Genomic DNA, 4,946 nt, shown 5'->3' with positions numbered 1-4,946 from the left:
GTCTTTGTTCGCTCCCGGTTGTCTGCCCTGTAGAACATCATCAATTGAACGGGGTAGGGTGAGTCCATGTGTATTAGGAAACTCGCGATCGAGTTTTTTCTGCGTTTCTCTGCACCATTGGTGGTCAGTTTCTCTTAACGGTCCCTCAATGAAGGAATATAAATCAAGATCGGAAACGCCTTGAATGGCTTCATTTCTGTGAACACTGCCCCATACGTAGATTGAAATTAGTCTCTCTGCAAAGTGCGCATGATACTCCAATACATGGCGCTGAATAAGCTGCACAAAATATTGGTCGTCAAATAGATGTAAATTTCTGTATTTATCCGAGGTGTTCGATTTCATAAAGTAGCTGCCTTTAGATAGGATGGATGAAACAAATTTAGATTACAAATATGTGTAAATCAAGTTTTCAATAGGGATGAGGGAACGCCAGATCAGAGATATATATCTAATAATTCAGAACCGCAGATTATAAACGATCCATCGGATAAACAAAAATGATCAGACACATACACAAATTGCCTGCTTCTATTGACCGGAGGGATTTTATTCACCTGGCCGGTCTTGGCGCAATGGGCGCGCTTATCCTGGGGCTGGATGTTCCGGTTGGCGCACAAAAACAACCCAATTTTATTTTTATGGTTTCTGACGATCAGGGGTGGGACGGCCTTTCGGTTCAGATGCACGATGCGATTGCCGGTTCAAAGAGCGACTTTTATCAGACGCCCAATCTCGAGAAGCTCGCACAGCAGGGCATGCGTTTTTCGGCAGCGTATTCGCCTTCGCCCGTCTGTTCGCCAACGCGATGTAGCCTTCAAACGGGCAAGAGTCCGGCGCAGAACCACTGGACAAAGGCATCTCCTATCCTGACCGCCAGAGATGGCCGCAAACTCATCCCACCAATGCATGGCAGAGATCTTTCCAGTGATGAGATAACCATTGCTGAGATATTGAAACAGGCCGGTTATACCACAGCACATTATGGCAAATGGCATCTCGGTGGTGGCGGACCAGGACGTCACGGGTATGACGTACACGATGGAAATACGGGTAACAGGGATGCAGCCCGTCATGTCGATCCCAATCCTGTAGATATCTTCGGCATGTCCCGGCGTGCGAATGCGTTTATGGAAGAGAATACAAAAGCTGACAAGCCGTTTTTTATTCAGTTGTCTTATTATGCGCTGCATTATCCCCGAAATGCGCTGGCAAGTACGCGGCAAGCATACTTAAATCGACCGAGGGGGCGCGTCCATCGAAATGTCAATCGCGCGGCGATTACTGAAGACCTGGATACGGGTGTGGGTATGATTATGGATCAAGTTGAGAAACTCGGCATAGGTGGTCACACGTATCTGATTTACATGTCTGATAATGGTGCTGTGGGAGGTGGTTTGGGTGTGTTGCGCGGGCAGAAGGGGTCTTTGTGGGAGGGAGGCATTCGCGTGCCATTGATTATCCAGGGACCAGGTATAGAGCCAAATACGTTTTGTCACGAACGCGTGGTCGGCGTTGATTTGTTTCCCACGCTTTGCGAACTGGGCGGTGTGAGCCATCCGCTGCCATCAGGTATTGAGGGTGGTAGCATCACATCGTTATTATCTGGTGGTACGGGCGCGGTGGAGAGACCCCGTGAGGAGCTTGTGTTTCATTTTCCGCACTATCAAAGCGGGGATGGACCACATTCTGCTATTGTACAAGGCGATTACAAGTTGCTCAAATTTTACGAGACTGATGAAGTGCGGTTATACGATTTGGCCAATGATATTGGGGAACAAAATGATTTGTCCAAAGATATGGGAGAAGAGGCGATGCGCCTGCGCGAACGGCTCGAACAGTATCTGGAATCTGTTGATGCTCAGATGCCCGTACCGAATCCCAATTATGGACCAGGCAAATCAAGTGATTTTAATGGCGATGGACAAATTGATTTTGTGGATTTTCTTGAATTTGCCAGAGCTTATGGGTCGGAGGAGGCTCGGTTTGATCTGGACAATAGCGGGCGTGTGGATTTTGCTGATTTTTTGAAGTTTGTACAGGATTTTGGAAGTGTAGGAAGTTGAAAAATAAATATCTGTTTATACAGGAGATTATTTCATGAAAATTGTCGGATTTGCGATTGTCGCGTGTTTGTTGTGCGCTTCGAAACCGAATGCGTGTAGTGCGGATTTGGATAAGGATGGCAAGGTTGGGTTTTCCGACTTTCTGGTGTTGGCTGCCCAATTTGGTCAAACGTGTCCACCCGAAATGCCAGATACTCTAAGTGCGTTATCCGTAGAGGCTGGCTATGGTCGGATTGTTCTTCCGGGTACACAGGTGGATCTCAACGCCACGCTTACCAATGGTTCGGGTGCCCGTGTTGTGTGGCGGCAAGTGCAAGGGACGCCAGCGGCAATGAGTTCAACAAACGCGCTCCAGACGACGATTAGCGTTCCTGTCAATGTCAGCAGTGCTGAGACATTGCTGTTTGAAGTGCGTGTCGAGATGAATTCGGGTCAACAAGCATCGGATACGGTTTGGATTGAGGTGTACGTACCTGAACATAATCCCGCCGACCTGACGCTTGTGGCAGATTTTTCGCCGAAAGTTGGCTGGGAGTGCAACCAGGACCCCGTAGAGGTTCCGGAGGTTCAGACCCGCGTTCTGGAAAATACCATCGAGTACACGACCAATGGTATTCCCGCCCATGCGACGGGAATATTTCCCAATCGGGGCAATCCGAACATGATTTGGTCGGTGCCGCAAACCTGGCGCATTCCCCGCTATCCCGAAAAGACGGATACACCCACCGAAATGGCTGTATTTGGCATCACGCTCGAGGGCATCAAACTCGAACGCGACACTGCCGAGAGTTATCGCAACCAGCGGCAGTGGAATTACGAGGCACTGACTCCGGGTATGGCGCGTCGATTGAGCGGCAATGCGCGATTCGAATGGCTGGGTACAGATTGCAATAACGCGCATGTTCAGCCAACGGGTATTTACCACTATCACGGCGTGCCGCATAGCTTGATAAATGAAATCACAGGTGGGATGGAGAGCGAGGAGATAGTATTGGTAGGCTATGCTGCCGACGGTTTTCCGGTCTATGTCGCCAGCGGGCCCAATGCCCCTGAGGGTAGTTGGGAATTGCGCTCGGGTACGCGAGCAAGTGGACCCGGGGGAGAATACGATGGCACGTTTCGAGAAGATTGGCAATTTGTTGAGGGATCGGGTGACCTCGACCAGTGCAATGGGCGATTTGGGATTACGCCCGAGTTTCCGGAAGGAATATACCATTACTATCTTACCGATGACTACCCGTACATGCCCCGCTGTGTATGGGGGACGCCAGATCCTTCGTTCAGGCAACGTCGAGCCGGGCGACCTCCCGGCGGCCCGGGTTTTAGAAGGCGTCCACCGCGCCGTTACTGATCTGGTATTCATAGATTAAAAATATTCGTGCGGAGGGGACAGACATCATGTTCTTAAAATTATTGAAATCAAAATGGGCTTTGGGTGCGGTCCTCGCTTTATTTTGTATTTTTAGTCCAATCACTTTGAAAGCGTCACTGACCGATTTTGATGGCGATGGCAAAGTTGATTTTTCCGATTTTCTACTTTTTGTAGCTGTATTTGGGCAATCGGCTGCTGGGCAAAATGCGATTTTCGATCTGGACGCAAGTGGAACAGTCGATTTTGGGGATTTTTTAATTTTTGCCAGTGCATTTGGACAAACCATTTCTGATCCTATTCGCGGTGTCAGCACTCAGGGTTTTGCAACGCAAACAATTTCCAATCTGCTCGATTGTCCCGGCGGTCGCATAAGTCGTGTGGGGACCATTACATCTGACGATGGCAATGTGTGGATTATGCCTGCCGAGACGCAATATACAACCGCAAGACATGCAACGGATATGTATAACCAATGCACAGGTGTTTTCACTTCCAATAGCGGTGTTCTCAATTTGTCGGCTGTGCCAGTTGTAGAGATTGATCGAGATGGTGAGACGATTACGGGATATATCTTTGCTGACAATTACTTTGAATTGTATGTCAACGGTACCTTGATTGCTGTTGATGCAGTTCCGTTCACCCCGTTTAATTCGAGCATGGTTCGGTTTAAGGTTAAGCGGCCATTTATGATTGCAATGAAGTTGGTTGATTGGGAAGAGAATCTGGGACTTGGCACAGAAGCTAATCGCAATTTTTTACATCATCCGGGAGATGGTGGTTTGGTCGCGAGTTTTCACGATGCCAATGGAAATACGGTTGCAATTACAAATGATCAATGGAAAGCGCAGACTTTCTATATTGCACCCATTAGAGATTTGAGCTGTATTGTCGAGAAGGAAACCGAGCATTTGTCCGGCGACTGTGACACGCGTGGTACAAATGATGGTAGTCAATTTTACGCAATGCACTATCCCGTCCCATCTAACTGGTACGATAGCGACTTTGATGATTCGACCTGGCCACAAGCCTATACTTATACAAATGCGACAGTTGGCGTGAACAATAAACCCGCATATACGAATTTTACGGATCTATTTGATAATCCTGAGTACGATGCACAATTTATATGGTCGTCGAATCTCATTTTGGACAATGAAGTGATTGTGAGATATACCGTAAAGTAGTGTTATGGAGGAATTGGACCAATGAAGCGTAGAGAGTTTCTCGGTGTCGTCGGTGCTGGTGTCTGTGGGGTGGCGGTGGCCAATGCGTTTGGTCAAATTACTTCTAAGCGTTCCAAACAACCCAATTTTATTTTTATGGTTTCTGACGATCAGGGTTGGGACGGTCTCTCGGTGCAGATGCACGATGCAGTTGCTGGCTCAAAGAGCGACTTTTATCGGACGCCTAATCTCGAGAAATTGGCACAACAGGGCATGCGTTTTTCGGCTGCTTATTCGCCTGCACCCGTCTGTGCGCCAACGCGATGCAGCCTTCAAACGGGCAAG

At 48.4% G+C, this 4,946-nt stretch carries 5 protein-coding genes; 4 read left to right on the top strand and 1 reads right to left on the bottom strand.

Annotated features, from left to right (window positions below):
• A partial coding sequence (locus OXG87_11435; GenBank protein MCY3870161.1) for a hypothetical protein occupies nt 1-345 on the bottom strand: 345 nt, incomplete at its 3' end.
• 155 nt (nt 346-500) lie between these two features.
• Between OXG87_11435 and OXG87_11430 the strand changes: the two genes are divergently transcribed.
• The 4 genes from OXG87_11430 to OXG87_11415 all read left to right on the top strand — a co-directional run.
• Nucleotides 501-2,066 carry a sulfatase-like hydrolase/transferase gene (locus OXG87_11430; GenBank protein MCY3870160.1) on the top strand — a complete coding sequence of 522 codons (1,566 nt, stop codon included), beginning with the start codon at nt 501-503 and terminating at the stop codon, nt 2,064-2,066.
• 34 nt (nt 2,067-2,100) lie between these two features.
• Entirely contained in the window at nt 2,101-3,417 is a 1,317-nt protein-coding gene (locus OXG87_11425; GenBank protein ID MCY3870159.1) for a YHYH protein, read from the top strand.
• 47 nt (nt 3,418-3,464) lie between these two features.
• Complete coding sequence (locus OXG87_11420; GenBank protein ID MCY3870158.1) at nt 3,465-4,622, top strand: hypothetical protein; 1,158 nt, start codon at nt 3,465-3,467, stop codon at nt 4,620-4,622.
• Between the two features lie 21 nt (nt 4,623-4,643).
• Nucleotides 4,644-4,946, top strand: a 303-nt coding sequence (locus OXG87_11415; GenBank protein MCY3870157.1) for a sulfatase-like hydrolase/transferase, incomplete at its 3' end; no start/stop codon positions are given.

Source organism: Gemmatimonadota bacterium (assembly GCA_026706845.1).
Lineage (GTDB): Bacteria > Latescibacterota > UBA2968 > UBA2968 > UBA2968 > VXRD01.
This window is presented reverse-complemented; position numbering and strand designations above follow the sequence as displayed.

Excerpts from the sequence above, each read along its gene's own strand:
- OXG87_11420 (MCY3870158.1), top strand. The coding sequence starts at position 3,465 with ATGTTCTTAAAATTATTGAAATCAAAATGGGCTTTGGGTGCGGTCCTC.
- OXG87_11430 (MCY3870160.1), top strand. The coding sequence starts at position 501 with ATGATCAGACACATACACAAATTGCCTGCTTCTATTGACCGGAGGGAT.
- OXG87_11425 (MCY3870159.1), top strand. The coding sequence starts at position 2,101 with ATGAAAATTGTCGGATTTGCGATTGTCGCGTGTTTGTTGTGCGCTTCG.